At 38.4% G+C, this 4,251-nt stretch carries 2 protein-coding genes and 2 pseudogenes; all 4 read right to left on the reverse strand.

Going from position 1 to position 4,251, the window contains the following annotated elements; genetic code table 11:
* Positions 1-265: 265 nt before the first annotated feature.
* A complete protein-coding gene (locus B2R82_RS04205) occupies positions 266-1,492 on the reverse strand; it encodes an IS110 family transposase (RefSeq protein WP_286923672.1) in 1,227 nt (408 codons plus the stop codon).
* Between the two features lie 300 nt (positions 1,493-1,792).
* Complete coding sequence (locus B2R82_RS04210; RefSeq protein ID WP_286923673.1) at positions 1,793-2,212, reverse strand: trypsin-like serine peptidase; 420 nt, start codon at positions 2,210-2,212, stop codon at positions 1,793-1,795.
* Between the two features lie 450 nt (positions 2,213-2,662).
* Positions 2,663-3,916: pseudogene (locus B2R82_RS04215) on the reverse strand (IS110 family transposase).
* Positions 3,917-4,117: 201 nt separating this feature from the next.
* Positions 4,118-4,234: pseudogene (locus B2R82_RS04220) on the reverse strand (transposase); the annotation flags it as partial.
* Positions 4,235-4,251 lie beyond the last annotated feature (17 nt).

Here is a 4,251-nt window from a genome sequence, read left to right on the forward strand (position 1 = left end):
CTAAAAAAGAACATCCCCACATCAACATTTGACTTAGAACCATAAAAATAAGGCTGTACCGAAAAATCGATTAACATCGACTTTTCGGACAGCCCCTTCTTACCTCCAGTCAATAGCTTTTTGGAAAATAATTAAGGGTGTTAGAAAGATTTTTTTGTGATGGTGGAGGTACCTCCACCATCACAAAAAAATTACGCATGCCAAAGAGACCTCACGATTTTTATTTTTTTCGAAAGGTCAGTATGATATAGTTTAGTTATAGTGATTACGATTTCTGAGCTAGTAGTGCGGACTCATAATCGTATAGGGTACCGTGTGTCAGTAACTGAAATGCCATTTTCAGAAACTTATTGATACACGCCACAATCGCGACCTTATGAGGCTTTCTCTGAGGTTGCGTTTTTAATTTATTATAATAATCGACGAGATGGTTATTGGTCTTTTTCCGAAGCGTAATCATCGTACAGATCATAAAATATAAGATTTTTCGCAGTTTCTTATTTCCTCGTTTGTTAATACGATCACGATATTGTGTGTTGCCGGATTGATAACGCATAATATCAATGCCTACATACGCGTTAAGTTGTTTCGCATTTTGAAAACGTCGAATATCGCCAAGTTCGCCGATTAATCGACAAGCTGTTGTATCCCCAATGCCTGGAATCGAACGGAGTACTTCATATTCATTTCGTCCTTCTGACATTTCCACCATCTGTTTCACAATGAACTCCTTCTTTTCGACTAAATCCATAATACGAGCTGCGTAATCGCGGATTTGATCACAGTGAATACCGTTTTCTTGTATGGCAGGATAACTGTTTTGTGCAGCTTCTAATAATACTTCTGCTTTCGCTTCTGCACGCGCTAATGAAAGATTTTTACGTGTATTGACCTTCAAACGATTTTTAATCATCGTTTTCGAATGAGCCAATAAAAGCGCTGGATGTGGATATAGTTGCACAATGTTTAAAAATAACGCGGAGCGAGGTGTGATCAATTTTTCAAGTTCAGGGAAACTTACTTGTAAAAGCGCATGCATTCGACTTTTTAGTAAAGTAACCTCTTCGTCTATTTCATCGTAATAACGTGTTAATGCACGCATCTGTTCATAATAATCATCCTGCACATAGGTAGGTTCACGTTCCATTTTGAAATGGGTTTTGGCTAGTTCATGGGCATCACTAATGTCCGTTTTATTTCGACGCATTGAAGCCATTTGTAAATTCGCTTCAAGCGGGTTCATCCGGCAATATGTATAACCAAAATCTATGAAAAATTTTTCAACGGGTTTTGAATAAACACCTGTTGCCTCAAAAATAATTTCGGGTGCTTGTCCATCCAGTCGTGTGATTTCCTTTATTCGTTCGTGTAATCGTTCAAAATCTACGCGCGTATGATTCAGTTCACCTTCGAATTCGCATTGGCGATACCTATCATAAATCACAACGGTACTTTTTCCTTTACTTACATCCAACGCAATGACATGTTTCATTGTACTTTCTCCTTTTTTTGCCCGTCATAGAAGTCTTCACATGGCCTTATCGATTCCATTTTCTTATACACGATCTCTTGGACCCAACATACTAAACTGATTCACATAAGGGTGTGAAGTTAGCCGGTTTTTAATACGGATTCTAAAATGATCCCAGGGACTGTTCGACTTTCCTTCACTTCTACTATAAAAAAATAGTAGCACAAACCATGGCCTTGGTTTGTACTACTAATGTTAGTATGTTTTTCCTAGTGTATATGCAAATTTTAAGCATTCTCTAGCGGGAATTTTATATTTCTATTATTGTAAAGCACTAGATACAAATGTGAACATATAAGAATTCATTTTCGGGCCACCATTTAGAATTGGAGTACCACTATTGTTGGAATAACCAGAGCTATGAACCCCTACAATTTGATTATTTGCATTTAATAACGCTGAACCTGATTGTCCTGGAGCTGTATCAATTTCATAAAATGCAGTAGAAGTATCTTCTTGTGTAACTCTACCTCTCATTCCATATTGATCTATTTGCAATGTATTTTGTATTAAATCACTAGGGTATCCATATATACCTATATTGTTGTCAAGAAGATTAGTTACCTGTCTTATCCCTAAAGTCCCTGCAACATCTCCTGCATGACGATTATTAGTTGCACTTAAAACAAGAACTGCAAAGTCTACTGCTATTAAACCTGTAGATACAATTCGAAGCAACATAATTGTCTACTATATTATAACCACCAAACCAGGCGGTACTTTCACATTGTACAATACTTTTTTCATTTTTTATTACTCCTCCCTCTATAAATGTTGATATATCAACGGTTTGACCCATTTTTAATGTGGTGAAAATATTTTTTCATCGCATAGTACATTTAGTCTTTTCTAGTTTTTCAATACATTGTCATTTGGTAGGTACGCTTCGCTAAAGTTAATTGGATAAAATTAACTCACTAATCCATTATGTGATGCATTATTGGATCTCTGCGATGCTTATGACGACGTACCCTCCCATGTCTCTTGGCTTCTAGCGCATACATTCCTTCGTTCGGTCTATTCATAAGGCAGAGGCTGGCGATGCTCCTATAGGGACTCGTAGTCGGATGGAATAATTAATGCCGGCTTCTCCGTGTCATCCTTTTTCTGTAGGTCAAACTTTGGTGGTGCTTAGGCTGCCTCTTGGAGACAATAAAGGTCTTTCATCATTTGCCTCACATCAAAATGTATTTTCTTCTTGCACAAGGTGTGTAAAATCTTCAGTAACTTTCCACAGAGCACGACAATCGATTGCTTCTTACGAAGGGGATTGACGGTGCGTGTGCTTAAAAGCCTCATTATGACGAATTAACGGGATCATCGGAATAAAAGAGCTCGAAGTTTTCTTCTACCACGCTTAGAAATCCGTTTTTGTCCTTTATGCTGTCCAGAAGAGTTTTCACGTAATGTGAGTCCCGCTAGCTTCATTAATTGGTGTGGATGCTCATATTGTGTGAGAGAACCGACTTCTGAAAGCAGCTCAACAATCGTTACGTCTCCGATTCCAGGTACTGATGCTAAATACGCATAATCCGTCATTTGTCTTGCCAGTTCTATAAGATGGGTTGTTAATTCATCAAGCTGAGCTTGCATCAATTGATACTGGGAAAGTAGTGTAGCGATTTCAATGCGTGCCATCACTAAGCCTTCTGTCAGTCCAATCGAGCTTTGTGTCACCTCGACTAATTGTTTTGCCTTTGGTAGCTGTGAACTTTTCATCCCATCTACTTGGCGGTATAAAAATAATAATTCATCTGGCGTTTTCCCTTGAATGTCCATTGGCAGTGGGGTCTTTTCAAGCGCCGCATACGCCATTTTCCCGAAGTTTTTAAACACCTGTGTAAACTCAGGAAAAAAGCGATCTAACCAACGGATCATTCGAATTTGTAAGGCATTTACATCTTCTTGGATTTTGGCACGCAAGGTTGTACCATTACGCAATTCAGCTTCCACGCCTTCTAGAATACGTGGGTAACTAAACCGTCCATCTCGCATTAAACGTGCAATGACGAGCGCATCCTTTTGGTCATTCTTTGTTTGAAGATTGTCATCTAGCTCTTTGGAACGGTTGACATGATGAGGATTCACCATGATAAATGGAATTCCATGTGCACAAAGATAGGCAGCTAGATTCATCCAGTAATGACCGGTAGGTTCAAAACCAACTAACACATCGCTTTTTTCATGCGTAGCACGTAAAGCTATTATTCTTTCATAAAAAGTATCGAAACCTTCTCTTGTTTGCGAGAAAGGGAACGATTTTTGGAGCACGCGTCCTCTTTCATCAACCGCACATGCATAATGTGTACGCTTGGCAATATCGATACCGATGACGAGTGTTTTTTCAGAGACTTGATTAATCTTTTGGTTCGTATTAGAATTCATAAATGGAGTCCTCCTATGTGATGATGAGTCAATTTCCCGTTGACACTCATGCATCATACAAGAGGGCTTTTTCTTTTTCAAGCCCCTGAAAATCCTTCTAATAGGAATGCTCCTTTATATATGTTCAAAATAAATTATAATATATTTATGGTTCTTCACCAAAAGTCGTGGGTGACAAAATCAGCGACCTGTTTCTAAACGTAAACGAAGAAATAAACGGTCTTCATTTCGATAGCCAAAGCCTCGTCTTTTGATGAGTTTAATTTTATTATTCGTGCCTTCCATCATGCCATTTGATAGCGGTGAAATAATAGTATCTAGCAATGCTTTTTCAC

This window comes from Lysinibacillus sp. UBA6686 (assembly GCF_002455205.1).
Lineage (GTDB): Bacteria > Bacillota > Bacilli > Bacillales_A > Planococcaceae > Lysinibacillus > Lysinibacillus pakistanensis.

Excerpts from the sequence above, each read along its gene's own strand:
- B2R82_RS04205 (WP_286923672.1), bottom strand. The coding sequence starts at position 1,492 with ATGAAACATGTCATTGCGTTGGATGTAAGTAAAGGAAAAAGTACCGTT.
- B2R82_RS04210 (WP_286923673.1), bottom strand. The coding sequence starts at position 2,212 with ATGTTGCTTCGAATTGTATCTACAGGTTTAATAGCAGTAGACTTTGCA.